22 protein-coding genes are annotated in these 23,076 nt (G+C 45.8%); 6 read left to right on the top strand and 16 right to left on the bottom strand.

Translation table 11 applies throughout. The features are described 5' to 3' along the window. Positions 1-403 precede the first annotated feature (403 nt). From FFM74_RS07095 to FFM74_RS07080, 4 genes are all read right to left on the bottom strand, one after another. Positions 404-1,132 (bottom strand): DnaD domain-containing protein, encoded by a 729-nt coding sequence (locus tag FFM74_RS07095; protein WP_137625936.1) that lies wholly within the window; start codon positions 1,130-1,132, stop codon positions 404-406. A gap of 120 nt (positions 1,133-1,252) precedes the next feature. Further along, on the bottom strand, positions 1,253-2,461 hold the full coding sequence (locus tag FFM74_RS07090; protein ID WP_171000675.1) for a pyridoxal phosphate-dependent aminotransferase: 1,209 nt from the start codon (positions 2,459-2,461) through the stop codon (positions 1,253-1,255). A 23-nt stretch (positions 2,462-2,484) separates the two neighbouring features. After that, on the bottom strand, positions 2,485-2,985 hold the full coding sequence (locus FFM74_RS07085; RefSeq protein WP_137625934.1) for a cell wall elongation regulator TseB-like domain-containing protein: 501 nt from the start codon (positions 2,983-2,985) through the stop codon (positions 2,485-2,487). A gap of 68 nt (positions 2,986-3,053) precedes the next feature. After that, positions 3,054-5,861, bottom strand: coding sequence for a helicase C-terminal domain-containing protein (locus FFM74_RS07080; protein ID WP_137625933.1), 2,808 nt, complete (start codon positions 5,859-5,861; stop codon positions 3,054-3,056). Between the two features lie 465 nt (positions 5,862-6,326). On the opposite strand from FFM74_RS07080, the gene mvk reads away from it, so the two are divergent. The 4 genes from mvk to fni all read left to right on the top strand — a co-directional run bounded on the left by mvk (position 6,327) and on the right by fni (position 10,559). Further along, positions 6,327-7,268: a mevalonate kinase gene (gene mvk / locus FFM74_RS07075; RefSeq protein WP_137625932.1), complete on the top strand. Its 942-nt coding sequence runs from the start codon at positions 6,327-6,329 to the stop codon at positions 7,266-7,268. 12 nt (positions 7,269-7,280) lie between these two features. Next, positions 7,281-8,261, top strand: coding sequence for a diphosphomevalonate decarboxylase (gene mvaD, locus FFM74_RS07070; RefSeq protein WP_137625931.1), 981 nt, complete (start codon positions 7,281-7,283; stop codon positions 8,259-8,261). Positions 8,262-8,324: 63 nt separating this feature from the next. Beyond that, positions 8,325-9,410 (top strand): phosphomevalonate kinase, encoded by a 1,086-nt coding sequence (locus tag FFM74_RS07065; protein ID WP_137625987.1) that lies wholly within the window; start codon positions 8,325-8,327, stop codon positions 9,408-9,410. A gap of 111 nt (positions 9,411-9,521) precedes the next feature. After that, complete coding sequence (fni, locus tag FFM74_RS07060; protein ID WP_137625930.1) at positions 9,522-10,559, top strand: type 2 isopentenyl-diphosphate Delta-isomerase; 1,038 nt, start codon at positions 9,522-9,524, stop codon at positions 10,557-10,559. 113 nt (positions 10,560-10,672) lie between these two features. Here fni and FFM74_RS13650 read toward each other — a convergent pair whose 3' ends face one another. Together FFM74_RS13650 and FFM74_RS07050 are read right to left on the bottom strand one after the other, a co-directional pair. Then, positions 10,673-10,849, bottom strand: coding sequence for a hypothetical protein (locus FFM74_RS13650; protein WP_171000674.1), 177 nt, complete (start codon positions 10,847-10,849; stop codon positions 10,673-10,675). Positions 10,850-11,319: 470 nt separating this feature from the next. Further along, positions 11,320-12,687, bottom strand: a complete 1,368-nt coding sequence (locus FFM74_RS07050; RefSeq protein ID WP_137625928.1) for an RsmB/NOP family class I SAM-dependent RNA methyltransferase — start codon at positions 12,685-12,687, stop codon at positions 11,320-11,322. A 147-nt stretch (positions 12,688-12,834) separates the two neighbouring features. On the opposite strand from FFM74_RS07050, the gene FFM74_RS07045 reads away from it, so the two are divergent. Beyond that, entirely contained in the window at positions 12,835-13,644 is an 810-nt protein-coding gene (locus FFM74_RS07045; RefSeq protein ID WP_137625927.1) for a Cof-type HAD-IIB family hydrolase, read from the top strand. Positions 13,645-13,751: 107 nt separating this feature from the next. On the opposite strand, the gene FFM74_RS07040 is transcribed toward FFM74_RS07045, so the two are convergent. From FFM74_RS07040 to FFM74_RS07000, 9 genes are all read right to left on the bottom strand, one after another. After that, positions 13,752-14,081, bottom strand: coding sequence for a hypothetical protein (locus FFM74_RS07040; RefSeq protein ID WP_137625926.1), 330 nt, complete (start codon positions 14,079-14,081; stop codon positions 13,752-13,754). A gap of 97 nt (positions 14,082-14,178) precedes the next feature. Beyond that, a complete protein-coding gene (locus FFM74_RS07035; protein WP_137625925.1) occupies positions 14,179-14,955 on the bottom strand; it encodes a potassium channel family protein in 777 nt (258 codons plus the stop codon). A gap of 169 nt (positions 14,956-15,124) precedes the next feature. Continuing rightward, positions 15,125-15,790 carry a type 1 glutamine amidotransferase gene (locus tag FFM74_RS07030; RefSeq protein ID WP_137625924.1) on the bottom strand — a complete coding sequence of 222 codons (666 nt, stop codon included), beginning with the start codon at positions 15,788-15,790 and terminating at the stop codon, positions 15,125-15,127. An 89-nt stretch (positions 15,791-15,879) separates the two neighbouring features. Further along, on the bottom strand, positions 15,880-16,671 hold the full coding sequence (gene murI / locus FFM74_RS07025; RefSeq protein ID WP_137625923.1) for a glutamate racemase: 792 nt from the start codon (positions 16,669-16,671) through the stop codon (positions 15,880-15,882). Positions 16,672-16,682: 11 nt separating this feature from the next. Beyond that, positions 16,683-17,525 (bottom strand): alpha/beta fold hydrolase, encoded by an 843-nt coding sequence (locus FFM74_RS07020; protein WP_137625922.1) that lies wholly within the window; start codon positions 17,523-17,525, stop codon positions 16,683-16,685. Then, positions 17,522-17,953 carry a MarR family transcriptional regulator gene (locus FFM74_RS07015; RefSeq protein ID WP_137625921.1) on the bottom strand — a complete coding sequence of 144 codons (432 nt, stop codon included), beginning with the start codon at positions 17,951-17,953 and terminating at the stop codon, positions 17,522-17,524. The genes FFM74_RS07020 and FFM74_RS07015 overlap by 4 nt, the downstream gene beginning before the upstream one ends. Positions 17,954-18,071: 118 nt before the next feature. Next, positions 18,072-19,400 (bottom strand): diaminopimelate decarboxylase, encoded by a 1,329-nt coding sequence (gene lysA, locus FFM74_RS07010; RefSeq protein ID WP_137625920.1) that lies wholly within the window; start codon positions 19,398-19,400, stop codon positions 18,072-18,074. Positions 19,401-19,480: 80 nt separating this feature from the next. Continuing rightward, on the bottom strand, positions 19,481-19,699 hold the full coding sequence (locus FFM74_RS07005; protein ID WP_137625919.1) for a 2-hydroxymuconate tautomerase: 219 nt from the start codon (positions 19,697-19,699) through the stop codon (positions 19,481-19,483). 35 nt (positions 19,700-19,734) lie between these two features. After that, positions 19,735-20,628 carry a YitT family protein gene (locus FFM74_RS07000; protein ID WP_137625918.1) on the bottom strand — a complete coding sequence of 298 codons (894 nt, stop codon included), beginning with the start codon at positions 20,626-20,628 and terminating at the stop codon, positions 19,735-19,737. Between the two features lie 124 nt (positions 20,629-20,752). Between FFM74_RS07000 and FFM74_RS06995 the strand changes: the two genes are divergently transcribed. Then, the gene (locus FFM74_RS06995; protein WP_137625917.1) at positions 20,753-22,192 is read left to right on the top strand and encodes a C69 family dipeptidase; all 1,440 of its coding nucleotides are present in this window, start codon (positions 20,753-20,755) and stop codon (positions 22,190-22,192) included. Between the two features lie 98 nt (positions 22,193-22,290). On the opposite strand, the gene FFM74_RS06990 is transcribed toward FFM74_RS06995, so the two are convergent. After that, positions 22,291-22,806 carry an acyl-CoA thioesterase gene (locus FFM74_RS06990; protein WP_137625916.1) on the bottom strand — a complete coding sequence of 172 codons (516 nt, stop codon included), beginning with the start codon at positions 22,804-22,806 and terminating at the stop codon, positions 22,291-22,293. Between the last annotated feature and the right edge of the window lie 270 nt (positions 22,807-23,076).

Here is a 23,076-nt window from a genome sequence, read left to right as displayed (position 1 = left end):
ACCCCACGTCTTTGAATCGCCCTGTAAGATTAGGCGGCCAAGACCCGCCGGCCAATCTTACCGACACAGCACAACGATTTCTGCCTGCTTCCACTAAACCTAACCTAAAAATAGTTAAATTAGCTGGAAGTCGCCGCTGATCCCATCGGCCGTGACCGTGGCGTTGGGTCGGCATGTTTCTTGCCGGCGTTACGCCACGGACGGTCCGGGACACTTGCGATTTGTGCAAGGGTTCCGGACGAGGGCCAAGACGTTTCTCAGGCTTGCCCCGGTCCCACGGCCGCATGTGATCAGTGGCGACTGGAAGCGGTCATGGCAACTAATCTTCATGACTTAATCATTGACACGACGGGGATTACTTGCGAATTTCATCTTTCCATCTTTAGTTAATTAGCCAATCTCCTTATTTGGACTGATCTTCGCCAAGTTTAAATAATGGGATCTTGGGGCCCGCATTGGCTCCCGTTTGGCGTTGTGGTTTTGGTGCTGAATTCAGCCGGTTCTCAATACCGCGCTGCTTATCCGCCTCAACCTGCGCTGCGGTTGTCAAATTGCGCTTGTGCCAATTCAACAAAATTCGATCCATATAAGTCAGATTATAAACTTGCCGTAAAACGGCCTCGCGTAATGCCAAGGAAATGACTTCAGGATCATAATGATCCTCATCGAACCATTTACTAATACTTTCCATTTCCATCGGTGATAGTGCTCGGCCAAATTCAGTTTCGATTGATTTAAAGACTTTTTGTCGTGAATTTTCTTGGGTGCCAGTCGTCGTGGTGGTTTCAGCGCTAGCACCCTTCTTTAACGCCAGCGTGAGTTTTTCGTACAGGCCATCAAAATTATAGCGGTCATGAATCTTTTGGTCAGCCGCCGTCACTGATTCGATGGTTAATAGCTTTTTGGCTAACATTTCATGTAAATGTTGAAAAACTGTGTTACTCGTTTCACCGAGACTCTGTGCCACCTGATTGGCATCTGGGAACGTTTCCCCCTGGTCCATCAATCGTTTAAATTGTAAATAAACTAGCAATTCTTCGTTAGTTAAGCCAATTTCGCGATAATGCTGCAATAGCACATTCGCAATGGTCGTTTGACCACCATTAATCAGCGCTTGTGTTAATTGATCCATTTTTTCCTCCAATATTAACCACCAACTGCGTTTAGAACCCCGAACGATTGAAAGACCCAATCATTCGGGGTTCTATGTTAAGCGCAATGACAATCATCCTCACGTTATCAGCGCATTCAATTATAAGTTTGGTGCCGGTTGCTCGGCCATTTTGTGTTCAATGAACGTTTTCAGACGTTGGTAGGCCTTACGAAGTGAAACCATATCCGTGGCATAACTAATCCGAATGTGCCCAGGTAACCCAAATGCTTCACCGGGAACCAGCCCAACGTGCGCTTCATTCAAGACTGCCGTCACAAAGGCCGGTGCGTCCGCATACCCAGTTAAGCGTAACGTTTCCGTCACATCTGGGAATAAATAAAACGCGCCCGCCGGCTTACCACCAGGTAGTTTAAACCCTGGTAGCGCCGCAATCAACGGATACAATTCGTTTAATCGTTGTTCGAATCCCTGACGCATGGTTTCAACTGAACTTTGATCGCCGCTAAAGGCCTCGATTGCGGCATACTGCGAAACCGCTGCTGGGTTGCTGGCCGCGTGACCAAGCACAATCCCCATCTTCGCCATAATAGCTTTCGGACCGGCGGCATAACCAATCCGCCACCCAGTCATCGAATAGGCTTTTGAGACCCCATTAATTAAAACCACGTGGTCGAGATTGGCATCACCAAGTTCCAAAACGGAGGTGAAATGATTGCCATTGTACAGCAACTTTTCATAAATTTCGTCCGCCACGATCAGAATATCGTGTTGGACGGCCCAGTTCACAATTGCCGTTAATTCGGCCCGACTGAAAACCAATCCAGAGGGATTTTGTGGCGAATTCAAAACTAAGGCCTTCGTCTTCGAGGTCCGTTGTGCTTCCAAATCTGCAATGGTAAACCGCAGCTGGCGGTCGGTGCCAACTTCAACGGGCACGCCACTGGCTAACTTAACTTGTTCAGAGTAACTCACCCAATAAGGTACCGGCAACAAGACTTCATCTTTCGGATTCAAGATAACTTGAAATAAGGTGAAGAGCGCCATTTTAGCCCCATCCGTCACCACGATTTGACTTGGGTCAAAATGATAGCCGTGATCGGCTTCAATCCGACGACTAATCGCCGTTTTTAAAGCTGGTAAGCCGGTTGCTGGCGTATAAAAACTCGCTTGCCCGTTAGTAATACTTGCAATCGCTGCTTGCTTGATATTGTCAGGTGTTTGATAATCTGGTTCACCAATGCCTAAATTAATCACATCAATGCCATCAGCAATCATTTGTTTCGCCTGCGCACTAATTTTTAACGTCGCAGAGGGCTGAATCTGCATAACTTTACGCGATAATTCCATGAACAACCGAACTCCTTTTTCGTTTAAATGTTAATGATTGATTTTAATTGGCTGCCGTTTGAATATTGTAAGACTTCATAACAGAGGGCCTTTTTCTGATTTAAATAAGTGATTTCCCAAACAACTTCACCATCATATTTTCCCAATGTTGCCTTGATGACTTTGCTTGGATTGCGTTTCGACCAGACCGTTTTCAAAGCTTTCGTCCGCGTAATCCCGGATGATTGCTTCACGACCGTGGTTTGATGTGACTTATTAGTGTTGATCAAAGCATAGACTGGCACATTTTTGCTGGAAGTCCCCGTCACAACATAGTAGCTTTCAGTCCCGTTATATTGGGAAAAAGCGGTGGTCGTCTTTAACTTGGCTTTACTAGTGGCTAAACTATAGGCATTCTTTTGGGCCGTATGCATTGGCCGTTGCGCGATCCACAAAGTCCCATAGGCCGCAACAATGACCGCTAGAATAACGATTAAAATAATCATAATCAAGCGTTCTGGCCGCCGTTTGCGTTGCACTCTCATATTAGTTACCGATCCTTTCAAAAAACAATAGCCCCATTATAGCAAATTCCATTCAGTCCGGAACGCTTTCAATTAGAGTTTTGGAAAAACTTTTGTAATTCCGCCGAAATCTCCGTGACCGAGCCATTGATTGGCGGCATCGCTTTTGGCAAGGCGGTCAAGATGGTCTGTCCGTATCGTTTAGTGACGAGGCGGTCATCTAAAATGACTGCGGCCCCGGTATCTTGGTCCGTTCGAATCAAACGGCCCAATCCTTGCCATAATTTCAAGGCCGCTTTTGGTAAGGCTTCATTATAAAATGGGTTGAGCTTGGCCTGCCGTAATTGTTGATAACGGGCCTTAGTCACCGTTTGATCAGGCGAGTCAAACGGTAGCTGAGTCACAATCAACAGTTCCAACTGTTCTTGTGGCAAATCAATGCCTTCCCAAAAACTAGCTGCCCCTAATAAAATGGCGTTATCGCCTTGAACAAAGCGACGCAATAACTTCTCACGACTGCCATTCACACCTTGCGCGAGCAATTCTCGATCCGCGCTGAGCCCGGTCTGATGCAAACTGTAAAAAACGGCTTCAATTAAATTTAAGGAATTGAATAAAATCAACGTCTGTTTGGGCGCAGCCGTTACAATCTCGTGAATCGCGTGAGTCAAGTATGCGACCCGTTGTTTACCACTTGGTTCTTCAGCGGCAGTCGCATCCGTGGCAATGAGCAATCTGGACTGTTTGGCCAGATCAAATGGTGTCGATAAACGATGATAAACCGTCGTCTTTGGATCCAAATCCAGTTGACTATAAACGTATTGAGACTTGCCAGTGGCAAATAAGGTCGCCCCCGTAAATAGTGGTGCGCTAAAGTAAGGATACAATTGCGACTCAAAATAACCTTTCGTTTCAATCAGGCTACCAGACAAGGTCAAGCTGCCACGGTCATGCCATTGGTTGAGGGTCAGCCAGAAGACACGCTGGTCTCGAGTTGCTGGGATTAACCAAGATTGAAGCAAATCGTAGGCTTGTCGTAATTGTTGCATCCGATTGAAAAAATCGTCCAAAACGTGTTGTTCCGGTGGCAACACCTCTGCCTGATCGTGCTGATACTGTTCATTTAATTGTTTGAATTGTAAGAAACAATTCTCAATGGCCGTCTGCAATTGGCGAACCAAGCCATTATTTTCTGCAAAGAAACGCGTAATTTCTTCGGTGGTAATCGCAATTTCAACCGGCTGGCTGCCACCCTTTTGATGTGGCACGAAAGTTCTGGCCAAGGCCGCTTGCAACTGTTGAAAGTGCAAATCAGTATCATTCAATGAATTATCTAATAATTTCAACCGATAATCCGATTGCGGCTGTTCCGCAAACAACGCTCGCAAATTTAACCCGTGCTCTTGATCAATCCGGCTAGTCAAGCTGTGACAAGCGGCCATGTAATGATTGAAATCAAACCGTTGCCGTGAGCCGTGTAACACGCCATCGGCCAAATGTTGGGCTTCATCAAGCACTAACAATGGTTGTTGTTGGCGACTGCCTAACTGGGCCACATGCTGCATCAAATAAGCATGATTAGTAATGATAAAAGTAGCTTGCGCGGTCAATTGATCACGAAAACGAAGAAAATCATCCTTAAAAAATGGATCATCTGCTTTTAAGGAAGCCACCCCGTGATGCGCAATTTCGGCAAAATACGGCGCCTGATAAGTCGTCAGATGCAATTCGTCCAAATCGCCAGTCGTCGTTGTGGTCAACCAGACTAACACGCGTAATTTTAACAACTGCGTTTGCTTGGAATGTTCATGCAAGGCGAGCCCTCTAGCAAACCGATCCAAATCGACGTAATGTTGATTACCTTTGATTACTACGGCCGTCACCGGCACCGGTAACAACGTATTTAACAGTTGGACGCCTTGATCTAACAATTGTGTCTGTAAGACCGTTGTCGCGGTGCTAACGACAACTTGCCGATCCCCTTGGGCTAAATAAGCCAGTGGCAATAAATATCCCAGCGTTTTTCCCGTGCCAGTCGGTGCTTCGATCATTAACGGCACGGTTGCCGTCTCTGATTGCGTGTAGTGCCGATAAATTTGGTTCATCATGCGCGCTTGTTGTGGTCGATAAGTCAAATCTTCGCCAAATAATTGCATCTTTTGTGCTTTTGTCAGTGGATAACGCTGCTTTTTTCGACCGACTGCTTGTTGTGGCAATGATTTTTTTCGTAACGCCAACCCATTGCGAATGACCAGTTCTTTTGGTAACCGTCCCGGCTGCTTTTTACCTTGCTGTAAGGCATACGCAAAAAGTTCCGCCGTTTCACGTGGCAATTCAGGAGTCAATTGCACCATCTGTTGCAACGTGATCAACGGTAACTGGGCCAATCGTTTTTGTAAGAAAATGAATAGATGCGCGGTCGCAACCGCATCACTATCTGCCGCGTGCGGGTGATCATGTTCGATATTCAGTAGACGACTCAAATCACGTAACCGAAAACTAGGCGCCGTTGGGAGTAAAATCTGACTCAACGATACCGTATCGACTGCTTGAATTGGTAACTCTGGATAACCGACCCGTTGCAGTTCAGCATTGATAAATGGCAAGTCAAAATTAACGTTATGGGCCACAAAAACAGTGCCTTGCAGCAGACTGTAAATCGTCCCAGCTAAGTCATCAAATGGTGGCGCTTTGCGTACCCGCGCGTTACTAATCCCTGTCAAATTTTCAATCACAGGTGGCACGGTGGTCAACGGATTGACATCCGCTGCAAACGTATTGATTATTTTATTATTTTTAACGAACGCACAGCCAATCTGGATGATACGATCGCCATCCTTAACACTAGTACCAGTGGTTTCAATATCTACCACGGCATAGGTCGTGTTTGGTTTCATGGTTATTGCCCCAAATCAGTGATTAAGATTTAAAGCGACAGACGTCAAAGGACAACGTCGTCGTTTTTTAGATTCGACTTAAATTATAGCATAGCCGCCTCAATAATTACGCCTCAGAGACAATTGGCCGCAATGCCTATGGTGACCTCGTGCCCGTCTGATTAACTTCGCCCTGTTAGTCGAACTGCTACTCACTTTTTCAATATTCTGATCACACACGCAGTCTTTTAATAGAAACCCCATTATCTTTTTATCATTTTCTAATTTTATCACAGGGCGACCCGCTTGCCTACTTGGTTTAACTCAAAAGACAAGGTTTTTGGTCCCAGTTATCAATGATAAATTCAAGCGATTTGACATAAAGTCGCTTAAAACCGGCTAGTTATCGGTTGAAATATGGTCAAAACCGTCATTATACGGTATTATTATCCTATTATTAATCTATTTAGAAAGGCAGCGACACGATTGAAAAATCTAGCTACCGGCACTAGTCATGCCAAAATTATTCTAATTGGCGAGCATGGCGTGGTTTATGGTCAACCTGCAATTGCGCTCCCAATTTCAACGATCCAGATGCAAGCAGTGATTCACCGCCAAACTGATGGCGAACAAACCGTTAAAAGTCGTTACTTTAATGGTGATTTCAACACCATGAGCGCTAATTTAGGGGGGATTCAAGCGTTAATCAAGACGCTGCTCGCACGCTTTGACGCCCCAGATCAGGGCTTCGATATTCATATTACGAGTGATATTCCTTCTGAACGTGGGATGGGGTCTTCTGCAGCAGCGGCTGTGGCCGTCACGCGTGCCTTTTATGACTTTTTTGAGCAACCGTTAACCCATCAAATTTTGCTAAAAACGGCTAATATTGCCGAAAGCTATACGCATGGTCAGCCAAGTGGCCTGGATGTCGCAACCGCTAGCGCCAAGTCGCCGGTTTGGTTTATTAAGGGTCGTGAGAACTATACGATTCCCGTCAAATTACCTGGCTACCTCGTTATCGCTGATACTGGCATTAAGAGCCAGACCAAAATTGCCGTCGCCACGGTTCGCAACCTACTGATGGTTGAAGGTGAAACGATTCAGGCGCGCATTGATGATCTGGGACGCTTAACTCGACAAACACGGACAGCCTTAGCAGATGGCCAATTAACCAGCCTAGCAACTGCCTTAAACGGGGCACAAGATGACTTACGTTCACTGGGTGTGAGTCATCCCGCCTTGGAGCAATTACTCGCGGTTGCCCGTCAAAATGGGGCAATTGCCGCGAAGCTGACTGGTAGTGGTCAAGGTGGCTGCATGATTGCTGTGGCTCCCGAGGAAAGCATCGCTAATACGCTATCACAAAAACTTTCGGCCGCCGGAGCCACTGCGACCTGGGTCGAACCACTACTACCAACCGACTAACTTGGAGGAGCCATGTCAAAAACGATTATCGCTAAAGCGCACACGAATATTGCGCTCGTTAAATACTGGGGAAAAAAAGATCCCCAATTGATGCTGCCCCAAAATGGGAGCATCTCATTAACCTTGGACCATTTTTACACGGAAACGAGCGTCAAGTTTGAGCCGACTCTCACACATGACCAAGTCACTTTTAATGGTCAACGTTTAACGGCAGCTAAGGCCCAACGAATCATCACCTTTTTAGACTTGATTCGACAAAAGAGCGGTGAAACCAACCGCGCCATTGTCGAAACGCGTAACCACGTCCCAACTTCGGCCGGCCTGGCGTCGTCAGCTTCTGGTTTCGCCGCGCTCGCCGCGGCTGGGAGTCGGGCAGCTGGCCTTGAACTGAGTCGCTCGGAGCTAAGTCGCCTCGCACGCCGTGGGTCCGGATCAGCGACGCGTTCGATTTTTGGTGGTTTTGTCGAGTGGCATGCTGGTCACGATGACGCCAGTTCGTTTGCCGAACCACTCCAAGATCCGGTTGATTGGGATATCCAAATGATTGCCGTCGTGCTTCAGGCCAGCAAAAAACCCGTTAGCTCAACAGTTGGGATGCAACGAGTCGTCGAAACCTCGCCTTACTACCCTGCCTGGGTCGACACCGCCAACCAAGACTTGGGCGCAATGCGGCAAGCAATCGCCAATAAAGACTTGACGCAAGTAGGCACTTTAGCTGAAACGAACGCCATGCGGATGCATGCACTCAATTTGAGCGCGAAGCCCGCCTTCAATTACTTTACCGCCGACACGTTAACGGCGATTAATGCCGTTCAAAACTTGCGTGCCCATGGGATAAACTGTTATTATACTTTGGATGCCGGGCCAAACGTGAAAATCATTTGTGCCAGCACTGACACGGCAGTGATTACGACAGCATTGCAGCAGTATTTTGCTGCCGATCAATTGATTATTGCCAAACCAGGACCTGGGATCTCAATAACCGAAGCTTAACTTTAAAAAGATTATATTGACTGGTGAGCGGTTCACCCCGCAACCATGAAAGGACATGATGGCATGATTACGGTGAAAGCACCTGGAAAACTCTACATTGCGGGAGAATATGCCGTAGTTGAACACGGATTTCCAGCCATTATCGTGGCATTGAATCAGTTTGTCACAGCGACAATTTCACCAAGCGATACTTTTGGGAGTATCGTTTCAGAACAGTATCAAGAAAACTCAATTTTCTGGCGTCGACAAGGAGACGCGATGGTTTTTGATAATCGGGATAACCCCTTCCATTACATCCTTGCCGCCATCAGTTTGACCGAAAATTATGCTCATGAGGCTGGCAGAAACTTAGGCGTCTACCACCTTGGCATCAATAGTGATCTTGACAGTGCGGACGGTAAAAAGTATGGTCTCGGCTCTTCAGCCGCCGTGACAGTTGCGACTGTTAAGGCCCTCTGCCAATTTTATGAGTTACCAATGGATAAGCCTAAATTATTCAAATTGGCAGCTATTGCGCACCTTTCCGTTCAGGGCAACGGGTCGCTCGGTGATATCGCTGCCAGCGTTTATGGTGGTTGGATCGCGTACCACTCTTTTGATCGCGACTGGCTCAATCGTCAGCGTGAAAAATCAACCTTAACTGAATTACTCGGCATGGACTGGCCAGATTTAAAAATTGATCTACTGACCCCACCACGCGACTTGCGCCTGATGATTGGTTGGACCGGCTCACCCGCGTCAACGTCCCATTTGGTTGATAAGGTCGCGCTCGTTAAGGCCAAACAACGTGGTGAATATCAAACTTTCTTACAAGACAGTAAAGCTTGTTTAAAGCGCATGATTGCTGGGTTTCAAGCTGGCGATTTGGCAACGATTCAAACCGAATTACGTCAAAATCGGGCCCTATTGCAGACACTCGGAGAATTCAGCCATGTGACCATTGAAACGCCTATTTTGGAAAAAATGATTGCAATTGCTGAGGCCGCCGGGGCAGCAGCTAAAACTTCTGGTGCCGGTGGTGGTGATTGCGGGATTGTGCTCATCGACCGCAGCATCAATCCACAACAACTCTTAAAAGACTGGGCCAGTGAAGGCATTGAGCGCCTAAATCTCAATGTGCACACCGTTGCAGATAACCCCGTCGCTTAAACACAACCAAGCATCGCCTAGAAACCCGAATGGTTGGCACTTTCAATCATTCGGGTTTCGTTCTTTTGTCCCATTCTCGTTAGTATTTCTGAAAATTTTGGAGGTGGCCGTATGCCACAGAGTAAACAATCTCACCGCAAGGACGAGCATGTCTCGTTAGCAGAGCACTATTTTCACGGCGATCAGCCCAACGATTTCGATGAAGTTCGTATTCGTCATGATGCGTTACCGGAAACAACCGTCGCAGAAATTTCAACGAACACTACGATTGGGCCTTGGCATTGGTCATCGCCTTTATACATTGAAGCCATGACAGGCGGTTCAATTCAGACTGGCAAGTTGAATGCCCGGCTCGGAAAAATCGCGGCTGCATGCAAATTGCCTATTGCAACTGGTTCTCAAAGTGTCGCGATTAAGGATCCTAGCCTCGCCCCCACGTTTTCCGTGTTGCGTGAAAACAATCCGAACGGGCTGGTCTTTGGCAACTTGGGTGCTGGACAGTCATTGGCCGCAGCCAACACCGCCATCAAAATGTTACACGCGGATGCCTTGGAACTACATTTGAATGCCGTTCAAGAAATTGTCATGCCTGAAGGCGAGCGTGACTTCAACTGGTTAGCTAATATTAACCACCTAGTCACCCATTTGGATCGCCCGGTAATCGTTAAAGAAGTCGGCTTCGGTATTTCCAGACCGACAATGCAACAATTGTATGCGGCCGGTGTTCGTTATTTGGATCTTGGTGGTCGCGGTGGGACCGACTTTGCCGAAATTGAAAATCGGCGGCGACCACAACAAGAAATGACTTATTTAAGGTCATTCGGCCTATCAACGGTTGAATCCTTGCTGGCCGTAAACGATCATCCCAAGGACCTGACGATTTTTGCAGCTGGCGGTATTCGGCAACCACTGGACGTGCTAAAGGCGTTAATGCTAGGTGCCGATGCCGTGGGCGTGGCTGGCGTTATCCTGCATGAGCTGTTGCATCATAGTGACGATGAAGTCATCGCCATGTTAACTAGTTGGCAATACCAATTACGCTTATTAATGGCATTAGTTGGTGCAAAAAAGCTCTCAGATTTACCGCGATTATCTGATAAGCTCATTTACTCTGCTAAAATACAAGCTTATCGTCAATCACTTGCGTAATACAAAAGGTGCTTGACTAATCAGATTCAGTCCGTTAATCGGACCACTGATTAGTCAAGCACCTTTTAATTTTTTAATCATTACCAGACTCATTGACTGCCAGTTTGACTTATTTAATGCTTCTTACTGTCATCATGATGCTGGCGTTGCTTCTGATTTAGCCAAACAACGACGCCAATCAGCGCAATCGTATACAAATTCGTTAAGATCGATCCCCATTGCCAGATAAGTAACAGAACTTCAATGCCGCCAGCAACGCCGAGCACGATCCGTCCATTCTTGTTTAACATTCACCCATGCTCGCTTTCCCATGTAATTAGCCCTAACTAGTCATAGCATACCAGTAATTGACTAATTTCACCCTTTTTAGAACCAGTTATAACCAAATTTTAGAAAACGCAACTTCACTTCACCTAAATATTTGATTAATAACTTAACAAGCGTGACTAATAGCCAAATTAGCCTGTGTCGCGTAAACTTGCTCCTAAATGACATCGGGGGGTGTGGGTAATGTTTGTCTGCCAGAATTGCGGAAAAGTGCTTAAGAAGTGGGACAATGCCTATTTTTTACTCGAGGTACCGCCACATACACTGACTGAAATCACAACTTTTTTAACCCGTAATGCTGTCCCATATTGTGCGGATTGTATTGAAGTGTTACGTGAAAAAACGGCAAGTTCTAATAATTAATACGGCGGGGCTACTAGGCAAATACGAAACGTGTGACAACGGTCGATTAGACCCATCGTCACACGTTTTTTTATAGTGCCGTATTTTCGTCTGTCGCCAAAAAACGTAAGCCTTTCGGAAAAAAGTTTTTAACGGTTCGACCAACCACTTTACCAAAACCAACTGGTAATCCGGCACAAGTCAGGACAGCAAAACCATTGTCGCCTGCCTGAGCTAATTGGAACGTCTCGCCATGAACGTAACGCTCCCATTGCTCATGATCAATCGCCAATTTTGGCAACGCCAAGTCCGTGCTAGCTAGGGCCAAGGCATAGCTTGGTTCGAAGCGATTTTTCTTAAAAATTCCGAGTTGAATCCCTGGTCGAAAAATCTTTAACCGCCGCGTAACCGGCATCATGGCTGGCACGCCATACAATTGATCACCGTGGACTTGCAAGGCCAAACCAGCTAGGTCGTCCAAGCCAGCCTGAGTCGCATAACTTTCCCATAACCGTCGTTGTTCTGGCTTTAATTCAGGACGAACTAGTTTAGGGTCTTTGGGCTCGACTGCCCCATGATAAACCAATTTGGCAATAAAGTGACCTTCACCGCGCATCAAATGTGGAAATAACCGAGCTGCTTTTGCCAACTCGGGATTACCATCGGCCCATTCTGGCTTCGCGTCAACCATCCCGGCCACTTTTTCAATCGGCTCTAATTCAAATTGTGGGTAAGTTTGTAGTAGCCAAGCAATCATCTGCTCATCTTCTTCAGGGGCAAAGGTACAAGTTGAATAAATCAAATGGGCCCCGGGCCGCAATAGTTTGACTGTCTCGGTTAAAATTTCACGTTGCCGAGCCGCACATTCTGCCGGATAATCTAGTGTCCAATATTGCATCGCGGCTGGATCTTTTCGAAACATGCCCTCACCAGAACAAGGGGCATCGACGAGCACGCGATCAAAAAAGCCCGGCAAGGCCTTAGCCAGATGAGCTGGCGTCTCATTGGTGATGACCGTGTTACGCGCCCCATAACGTTCAACATTGTCACCCAATGCCGTCACCCGTTTTGGATTGATTTCATTCGTGACCAATAGCCCCGTTTGCTTCAAATAACTTAATAAATGCGTCGTTTTGCCGCCGGGTGCCGCACATAAATCCAGGACCCGTTCATTTAATTCAGGCTTGGCGACTTCACCAACCGTCATCGCACTTGGTTCCTGACTGTAGACGGCTCCGGCCAAATGTTCAAGCGCATTGCCGTTCACTTTGCCATAATAACCAATCGGACTATACGAGATTGGCGCGGTCATCTTTGCTTGCATGGCGGGCGTGATAGGCTTCATCGGGTTGACACGAAAGCCCTTTTCCACCGTCCCATCAAAGGCCGCAAAAAAAGCCGGCGCCTCATCACCTAATAATTTTTGATATTTAGTTATAAATTCTGCTGGTAGGTTCACTCAAAATTCCTCCTATTACGAAACACTTCCTCAAATAGATTACCACATTTTAGCCAGTCAACACCGCTCAGAATTCGCATTCTTTCAGAAACTATGCTAAATTTAATGCACTTAAAACAATTCTGAAAACTGAGGTGACTTTTTACCATGACGCGCAAGTTAATTGCTTTAGATTTGGACGGCACAACGTTAAACGCCGATTCTAAGTTAAATGACCCAACAATTCAAACGATCCAGCGACTACAAGCCGCTGGTCACATTGTTAGTATTATTACAGGCCGGTCGTACCAAGGCTCTCAGGCAATCTATGACGGCCTACATCTCACGAGCCCAATGATCAACTTTAACGGGTCACTAGGTCATCTGCCCCATCAAAGTTGGGCTTCTGAATATCAATTTACCCTTAACAAGGCAATTGTCTTGGCGCTCGTTAAATACCGTGAGCAGTTAGGTATCAATGAAATTATTGCCGAAAATAAAAACAGTACGATGACGGCCGGTCAAGACCTGATTGCCGGTAAATTTTTCCCTGAGATCGCTGACAGTCCCCGGTTAACACCAGCAGCCTTGACACGCAATCCCAATTCGTTAGTGCTACTCGTTCAACTAGATAAGCGATCGGCTATTATCGACTGGATTAACGACCGTTTTGGTGACTTGGTAGACGTTGGCGTGTGGGGCGGACCAAATGCAATCCTTGAAGTCACTTCTAAAGGGGTTCATAAAGCCAAAGGAGTGGCGTATCTTGCCGATCACTTCCAAATTTCGCGCCAAAATATCATTGCATTCGGTGATGAGCATAACGATTTGGAAATGTTGCAATATGCTGGTTTAGGGGTCGCAATGGCCAATGGGACCGCCGCGATTAAAGCCGCTGCTGACGATATTACCCCCTACGACAATGATCAAAATGGGGTTGCCCGTTATTTGAATGAACACTTCGACATTGCAGAATAAATGATTGGCACATCAGCCTTTGACCATCAGTCAGATAAAAAAAGGCCGTAAAAATGGCGCTGTGACCTTAGTCATGGCGCCTTTAGTCTGCAACTGATCTTCACATGTTACTTCTTAACATGTTTCGCACGATACCAACAATAACTTCCAACTGAACCACCGGCCACTACTAACGCCAGGCTCAATTGATTCACCTTATTGGCATTAGCATCTTGATTAGTTGCCATAGCCAACATGGCACCAGTTCGGCTATCAAAGAGTTCTGACTTTTCCGGATGAGCCGGTGACTCGGAGCGTGCCGTACTGGCCTTAATTTGCCAACTCAAGCCACCAAAAACTAATACCAAACTCATCATCAAAACAATTAACCATCGCCATTTGTGACCGTTTTCGCGCAGCCCCGTTAACCAAACTAAAACGCGTTGATGACTTTTCATCACTGTCGCCCCCAGCTGTTCACTTATACAGCAACAACTTTAGCGCAGCCCAACCCAAAAACACAGCTGCAAGTTTCATTTGGTCAGCTACCGAACACTACTTTTGTTTAGACTGGTGATGGCTTGACTCTTGCCGCTTCAAGTCGGTTTGGAGTTGATCAACTTTTTGCGTCAACGACTCTATCTTTGCCAGTAACAACTTAAGTTCGAGCTCTTTTTCATCCTCTTGATGACCTAAATTCTGACGGGTTTGCGTTGTAAAGAAATCGGTAATCGTACTCGTTAACAACCCAATAAAGCCGATTCCACCAAACATCAGTGCCGCCGCAATGATTTTACCCACTGGCGTATGGGGTGTCACGTCGCCGTACCCAACCGTAGTTGCGGTCGTGACGGCCCACCAAAGCGCATCAGACAAACTTTGATGTTCAAAAACTGAAAACAGTAAGGCACTCAAAACAATGATGGCAATGCTGATTGAAAACAAATAAATGAACCCGGTACGATAGACGAACCGATGAAAATCATGACTCCATTTGCCATCCAGTCCTAAGCGCCAAAAAAGATGATGATATTGAATCATCCGTGCCAATCGACCGAGCCGAAAAAGTGCAAATACTGGGTGCATCGGTATGATTCCGAGCAGATCAAACGCCGAATGAATCAAGAAAGTCTTACGATCATTGGCAATGACCAGGCGACTAAAATAATCTACCGCAAACACCGCTAATAATGCGTTGGCAATGTTCATTTCAAGTTGCCAATGACCAATATGAAAGATCATCAAAACGACATTCACTACCGACCACAAAGTTAAGACAGTGACTACAAGATGATAACCGATAGTTAGCGATTTTTGGCGTTGCTTTTCCATTCAATCAGACTCCTAGATATAAGCTAATTAATAATATAGTCTTATCTGGTTAAATTAACTAGCCACGACAATTTAAACTTAGAACTTTGTTAAGGTTCAAGCCGAACCACCGCGGCGCCTATTACTAAAAATGAGTCCCATTAATTTCACAATTAACAGGACTCGTGGTTTAGGCCGTAATATAATCTAATATTTTAAACATCATTTCGCGATTTTCGGCTGGAACGGGCGTCGCCAAAATCATCTGCGGCGTTTGGGCTAAAACAGATCCCCTCGTGTAGGCGCCGTCGTTGACCACGATTTCGCGAACATCATCCGCTTGTGGCTCAAAATGAAATTGTAACCCGACAATTCGATGGCCCATCACAAAGCCTTGATTTTTAACCCAGTCACTCGAAAATAGCAGTGTCGCTTCCGCTGGCACTTCAAACAGTTCTTCATGCCAATGTAAAACGATTAGCTTGGCTGGTATTCCCGGGATCACCGTACTTTGACGATAAACCGGTGCCCAACCGACCTCTTTGGCTGGTGATTTGCTTACTGAATAACCGAGTGCCTTTGAAATTTGTTGGGCCCCATAACAAGCGCCAAAGATTGGCTTATTCGCAGCTATTAAAGCCTTAATCAAGACGCGTTCAGCTTTGATCCAATCCAAATTATCATTGGGACTCATTGGCCCACCCAAAATGATCAGTAAGTCAGTTTCAGCCGCTGTTGGTAATTGGCCAAATTGATAGGGATGATAAATAAACATCTGATGACCATGGGCCTGCGACCAAGCTTGAATCGCGCCTGGACCTTCATTCGGCGTATGTTGCAAAACATTTATGCGCATTAAGTTAACCTCACTTCTGAAATGATATTGGCTTATTTTACCACTTACCGAGGCGTTAACTGCTAAAATGGCAATTTGAAACGGTTCTGCTACCCGTGCGCGATCTCAATGCCATGATCAAATAACTGTTGATATAACTTTAATTCTGACACGGTATTCCGACTGCTCATAAACCGAACTTGTTGTTGATGCGACTCCGGCCGCAATAATTGCGCTTGTGCCAGGGTTGCCTTCAAATTATTGGCCACCCCCTCATAACCGGTATAAAATGCCGTCGATGGCGCAAACTTTTGGCGAATCAGCTCAGTAATAAATGGATAATGCGTACAGCCTAAAACAACTGCATCAATGGGCTGATCACTGAGTGGTCGCAACAACGATGCGAGCAACCTTTCAATTGCTGGCAACTGGGCGGCACCGCCTTCAATCAAGTCTGCCAGACCCGGGCATGGTAAGGATTGGATCAAGGCCTGCTGGCTAAACCGATCACGTTGCGCTAAATACTTCGGTTGACTCAGCGTTAATGGCGTGGCCATCACTAAAATATGTTTTTTGCCCGCATCGACCGCTTCTTTTAAGGCGGGCTCAATTCCTAATAATGGGATGTCAGGATTTGCCGCAATCAATGCCGGTTTTGCCGCCGAAGTTGCCGTATTACAAGCAATCACAATCGCCTTCACTTGCTGCTTTCGTAACTCGTCAACCACTTGCTGGGATAAGGCAATAACCGTGTTGGCGGCTTTCTCCCCATAAGGCGCATTCTTAGAATCACCGTAAAAAATAAAATTTTCTTTCGGTAAAGCTTGCGCAAGTGTCCGCAACGTACTGATACCGCCGACACCAGAATCAAAAACACCAATTGGCGCTTGTAAATTTGTCATCATAATTCCTCTCATTCAAAATAATTTTTAATCATGGCCGCAATGACCACGGCGTGTGTCTCTAAGGCAAAATGGCCACTATCCACTAATTCGACATCGGTATTTTGATCATCACGTTTGAAAGCTTCCGCGCCGGGATAAATAAAGGACGGATCATTCTTACCCCACACGGCCAATAATTTAGGCTGATGGGCGCGCAAATATGCTTGAAATTTCGGGTACAATTTAATATTATTTTGATAATCATAGATCAGATCAAGTTGTCGTTCGGCGTAACCCGCGGATTGCGTATAGGCGATATCCAACAGATAGCCATCCGGCGACACCCGATTTGGCTGCGTCCCAAACGTATATTGCCCAATAATCGTCTTGGAAGCAAATGCTGAGCGGTAGCTGTCACGTTTAGCAGTTGTCGGATGATCCCAAAAGTCTTGCCGCGTCGCCCATTTTGGCCCGAGCCCTTCTTGATAAATATTCCCATTCTGACTCACGATGCCCTCGATCCAGTCTGGATGAGCCATGGCAATCCGAAACCCAATCGGCGCGCCATAATCGAAAACATATAAATAAAATTGTGTTAAATTCAATGCTTGTAAGAAATCGGTGATCACAGCCGTTAGATGATCAAACGTATAGCTAAAATCATCATGACTAGGCGCACTGGATTGCCCAAATCCTGGAAAATCGGGGGCAATTAAGTGGAAACGATCAGCCAATGCTGGCATCAAGTCCCGGAACATATGGCTCGCGGATGGAAATCCGTGTAACAGTAACATGGTTGGTTTAGTCTGATCCCCCGCCTCTCGGTAAAAAATACTCAAGCCGTCTACTTCAATTGTTTGATAGGTCATCATTTGAAAGCACTCCTTAATTTTTGATTGTTGGTTGTTAATAATGTCGTCATAGCTGGCTTATCAGCTCCTAATAGCTGATCAGTCAACTGACCAAATTGAACCAGACACTGATTGGCAGTCGTTAAAAATTCTGAACTAGCTGGGCCTAAGTCAATCGTGGTTGCCCGTCCAGCCGCAGCCAGCGTCACTAATTGTTGCTGCGCTAACGTCTTGACCATCCGTGAGACCGTCGACCGCTCATATCCCAATGCTTGTGCTAACTGCATGATGGTTAGCGGATGCGCGTCTTGCAGTGTCATCATAATATAAGCATAGGCCGGTTTCATCCCAGTTGGGGCATAGGTTTGATCTGCCAGCTGCTCAATACTCCGCATGTAGCGGGCCGCGGTAAAGTAGGCGCATGTTCGCGTAAAATGATGAGTTGCCATTTAAACACCATTTCCTTTCTTGCTATCGTGTATGTACACACTATAATCCAAATATGTATTTAATACAAGCAAATTCATAAAAAAAAAGACGAGAAATAATTCTCTCGCCTTCTAAAACTTAATCCGTCACTTCAGTTTTCGTCACTAATGGCACATCTAAGCGCGTCAAGTCCGCATAGGTTTCTCGTTGAACGACGAGTTGACTACGCCCATCTTCACAAAAGACGACGGCCGGCCGTGGATTACGATTGTAGTTACTTGCCATGGAATAACCATACGCACCGGTATCCAAAATGGCCAAAATATCGCCGGGTTGCGTTTGTGGTAATTTTTGATCCCAAATCAGCATATCACCCGACTCACAATATTTACCTGCAATCGACACCACTTCGTTGCTTGCCAAGGTCGGATTTTTAGCTAAAACCGCTTCGTACTTGGCATCATAAAGGGCTGGTCGAATATTATCGCCCATCCCGCCATCCACGGATAAATACTTGCGAATCCCAGGAATCTCTTTAGTGGCACCGAGCGTGTAAAGCGTCATACCAGCGGTCGCAACTAATGAACGGCCGGGCTCAATCCAAATTTCCAACATGGGAACTTGCTTGGCCTGCGTTTGAGCAATCGTTTCTTTGATGATCGCATCAACAAATTCAGTCGGTAACAACGGCTGATCTTCCGAAGTATATTTGACCCCAAAACCACCGCCAACATTAATAATTTGTGGGTAAAACCCCAGCTCTTTTTGCCAGCGCGCAAACAGGCTGACTAATTTATCAACGATCATCTTGAAACCATCTAATTCAAAGATTTGTGAGCCAATATGACAGTGAATTCCAACTAAGTTCAAAAATGGGGCTGCTTGAGCTTGTTTAACCGCTTCATCCGCCTGTCCACTGTTCAAGTCGAAGCCAAACTTAGAATCCTCTTGACCAGTCGAAATATACTCGTGCGTGTGCGCAGAAATTCCGGGGGCAACCCGCAACATGATCGTGGTCAGTTGCTCACGGGCCGCGGCTAAATCAGATAATAACTTTAATTCATAAAAATTATCGACAATAATGCAACCAACACCTGCGTCCAATGCCATGGTCAGTTCTGCTAATGACTTATTATTCCCATGAAAAGAGACTTTCGCCATCGGGAATCCAGCCTGTTGGGCCGTGTACAATTCGCCACCAGAAACGACGTCACAATGAATCCCTTCTTGCGCAATAACTTGATACATTGCCACGGCTGCAAAAGCCTTGCTGGCATAACTAATTTGATAATTAACTTGGTTGGCTTCAAAGACTTGTTTGAAAGCCTTGATTTCAGCCCGAATTTCACCAGTATCATAGACATATAATGGCGTTTGATACTGCTGTACTAGCGCTAAGGTATCCACGCCACCAACCATTAAATGCTGTTCCGCATTCAAATCAGCGGCCGTAATTTGTTCGTTCACGATCTAACCTCACTTTTTAGACAACACTCAACTTTCAAAAAAACCGGCCACTCAACCCGGGCCGGTTTGGACAATCAAGCTTATTTAGCTTCTTCGTCACTCTTCAAAACACCGCCAACACTGTAACGGTCCTTTTGCATTTCGCTTAAAATCACATGAATGTGTTCGGCAGGTGCGCCAGTATTTTTACTGACGGCTGCCGTCACGTCTTTAACTAACCCTTTAAGTTGTGCCTGTGAACGACCGGCAATTAAATCAATGTGTACGATTGGCATCGTTGTCACGCTCCTCTGAATCATCTTTATTGAATTGAATCTAATCATATCTTAACTTTCTAATTTTGTAAACTCTTGCGTTGTTCTGCTTGCTGACGTTCATTCATAAACAGCCCAGAGGTATCAACCGTATTTAAAATATTAATAAATGCGTGCTGATCGGTTTGTTGCACGGCCGCTTGTAGCGCATATAATTCATAGCGACTGAGAACGACCATCAACGTTGCGTTTGGCCGACCAGAATAGCCCCCGCGCGAATCTGTAATCGTCACCCCACGCAAAATCGCGGCTTGAATGGCTTTAGCAACTGCCTCAGCCTCCGTTGTCACAATCAGCGCCGTTAATTTTTGATGGCGGGTGTGAATCAAATCAACCATGCGAGTCGACGCGTAGATCGAAATAATGGTAAACAAGGCATTTTCCCAGTTGAACAAGATCCCTGACATCAAAATAATCGCAAAATTAGTCAGAAACATTAAGCTACCAACCGTTCGACCTGTAATCCGTTCCAAAACTAGCACGATGATATCAAACCCTCCGGTCGAGAAACCATATCGCATCGTAATGCCAATCCCAACGCCAGTTAAAATACCGCCAAACAGCGCCCCTAATAGTGGATTGTGGGCAATATTAACGACTGGTATCACTACTGCAGCCGCGGAAGTCAAAAAGGCCGTTGCAAAACTCATAATTGTGAAACGATGGCCCAATTTGAACCAACCGAGCAAGGCAATTGGCATATTAAATAATAGAATATAATAACCGGTATTAATATGTAGTCCCATCGGTTTACCGGCCGAATATAAAATCTGGGCGATCCCGTTGACACCACCACTAAACGTATTCGCCGGAATCAAGAACTCATTTAAGGCAACTGCTGAAACCACTGCCGAGGCAACCATGACCACTAATTGCCAAAGAAATGCTGACCGTGGATTTGAAAGATGTGACATACTCAAACCTTCTTTACAATTTTCTCGTTGCACTTATTATAGCGAAAAACCCCACTTGATACAGTTAAATGATAGAATAAGTTTAGTGAAATTTTGAGGAGTCGTTATAGAAAGAAGGTTCTTTATGCTGACGCATCAGTTTAATCCTTATTCAGCTTGCACCAGTATTTTAATTGGTAAAAATGCCACTGCCGATGGTTCAACCATGATTGGCCGTAATGAAGACTCACGGGCCGCTTGGGCTAAAAAATTCGTGGTCCATTCACATACCGAATTTGATCAGCCACAAACGTTCAAGTCTACGGACCAAGATCACCCATTCACCATGACCCTACCGAAAATCCGAGCAAAGTATACCGCCACGCCAGAATGGACACCGAAATACGGTTTATTTGAAGAAGATGGGATCAATGAACATGGGGTTGCCATGAGTGCAACCGAAAGTGCTTATTGTAACGCGCGCGTCTTAGCTGCCGACCCTTATGTTCAGGATGGGATTGGTGAAGAAGCGATGGTCACTGTCACGTTGCCATATATCAAGTCTGCCCGTGAAGGTGTCGAACGCTTGGGTCAAATTGTTGAAGAGCACGGCACTTACGAAACCAACGGTATTCTGTTCAGCGATGACGACGAGGTTTGGTACATGGAGACCGGTGCTGGGCATTATTGGGTCGCACAACGAATTCCAGATGATGCTTATGCAGTCGTTGCAAATCAATTGGCGATTCAGGAAGTCGACTATGCTGACCATGAAAACTTTTTATATGCCAAGGGAATTCGTGATTTTGTCGTTGACAATCAATTAGCCTCGATGGCAAACGGCCTAAACTTCCGAGAAGTGTTTGGCACTGCCGACTTATCCGACTTGCATTACAATACCCCCCGCGTTTGGAGCGGCCAACAGTACTTTACGCCGGATGTCGTTCAAGAACCCGAATCATTTAATTTGCCTTTTGTGCAACGTGCCAACCGGTTAATTCATATTGATGAAGCGCAACATTATTTAGCCTCACATTATGAAGGCACCCCATTTGACCCAGTTGGTGCCGGCAGTGATGCAGAGAAACACCGCTACCGACCGATTAGCTTAGCCAAGACACAGGAATCACATATTTTACAAATTCGACCAGATAAACCGGCTGGGACGCGTGGCATTCACTGGTTAGCCATGGGCGTGGCGGCCGAAAGTATTTATGTACCATTTTATAGTAACGTGGAGACGACCCCCGCAGCCTATCAAGTTGCGACTGAAAAATACGACGCACACTCCGCTTACTGGATTTTCAAGTTGGCGGGCGTGTTAGTCGATGCGCACTACCATGACTTGCATTCACAGCTAAACGACGTGCAAAAGGAAACGGCCATCGCATTGGGGCATCATTTAATTATGACCGATCAAGCCTTGACTAACGTCTCTGCCACTGACTTAACGGCAACATTAACGCAAGCTAATGAACAAGCCGCCAAAATTGCCTTGACCGCAGTTCGCGACTTATCAGCAGAGTTGATTACCCAAAGTACGGATTTATCCCCGTTAAATTATCAAACGGATTTAAACTTATAAAACGGGCGCTTAGTCCCGCGCGATACTGATGATTTGATTAATCAAAATAACAACCCACTCAAGATTAGCCACAACTAATCTTGAGTGGGTTGTTTTCATTAAATCTGCTGATCTTGCCATGGAAACTGGAGGCTAATCTGCTGGTTAAACTGTTCTTGACGTTTGAGCTTCGCCATTCGTTCCGCCTGTCGGGCAGGATAGCCCTGACAAACGAACCGGTATTCATCACGATCTGGCACAATTTGTGGCAAGACAATCTCAGGCGCCATGACCACAAATGATGAAAAACAAGTCAGACCGAGGAAGCGCTCTCCCGTCTTTAGATGCTCACCAATAATCTTCGTAAAGACCTCGATTGACCGGTGACCCACACCCGACACATAAGATTCCGTACACATTGAATCTTGCAAACGAAACGGTAAAATAAAGTTCACTTGATCAACGGATGCCGTGACCGTTTCAATACGCGCGACTCGCGATGCTGGGATTGATGAATTATCATCAATTGCCGCCAAAATTTTACCGCCAAACACGGTCGCATGTTCATTCAAATCAGATGAAAAGACCCGATGATTGCTGACCGACAGCGTTTGTGAAACTTTAAGACTTTCCATATGTCACCTCGACACTGCTAGAGTTAATTTCATTATACTAAAGAATGATAAAATTTTTTCAAAATATAATTTAACAGCGGTCGGTCAGTTCTGATCGACTTCAGAATCACCGCTACTAATTTTACGAGAGCTTCTCATAGCTGCCAACGCCGTCAATTTTTACATTAATAGTCTCTAATAACCAGCTTTATTTTACACTAGAAATGTCCTAAATCATTCAGCCAGTTGCCATTGTTTAAATTAGTTGGTTAAGTTACACTAACTTCATAA

It is taken from the genome of Lactiplantibacillus pingfangensis (genome assembly GCF_005404945.1).
Lineage (GTDB): Bacteria > Bacillota > Bacilli > Lactobacillales > Lactobacillaceae > Lactiplantibacillus > Lactiplantibacillus pingfangensis.
This window is presented reverse-complemented; position numbering and strand designations above follow the sequence as displayed.